At 54.9% G+C, this 370-nt stretch carries 1 protein-coding gene; it reads left to right on the top strand.

The window, feature by feature from the left end:
* Window positions 1-188: 188 nt before the first annotated feature.
* Window positions 189-370, top strand: a 182-nt coding sequence (locus CYJ76_RS11570; RefSeq protein ID WP_180802303.1) for a PspA/IM30 family protein, incomplete at its 3' end; no start/stop codon positions are given.

The following is a 370-nucleotide window of genomic DNA, read 5'->3' as shown; positions in this document are numbered from 1 at the left end:
GGTGATCCTGGAAGCTGCGTCGATGATGGCTCTGGATGCGGCAGCTGCCGAGCTGGCTGCGAACATGGCGGCAGGCGCCGTCGAACGAGCCTAAGTGCAGGGGTGCGCGGAGGATTCTTGGTAGTATTATCCGCGCAAAAGAAATATTTTTAGCCCGTTTTTACCTCTCAATGAAGGAGCAATAGCTCATGGCCAATCCGTTCGTGAAGGCATGGAAGTACCTGATGACGCTCTTCGACAACAAGATCGAAGAAAACGCCGATCCGAAGATTCAGATCGAACAGGCCATCGCAGAGGCGCAAAAGCAGCACCAGGCACTATCCCAGCAGGCAGCGGCTGTTATCGGCAACCAGCGTCAGCTGGAGATGAA

Source organism: Kytococcus schroeteri (assembly GCF_002847825.1).
GTDB classification, from domain to species: Bacteria; Actinomycetota; Actinomycetes; order Actinomycetales; family Dermatophilaceae; genus Kytococcus; species Kytococcus schroeteri.
This window is presented reverse-complemented; position numbering and strand designations above follow the sequence as displayed.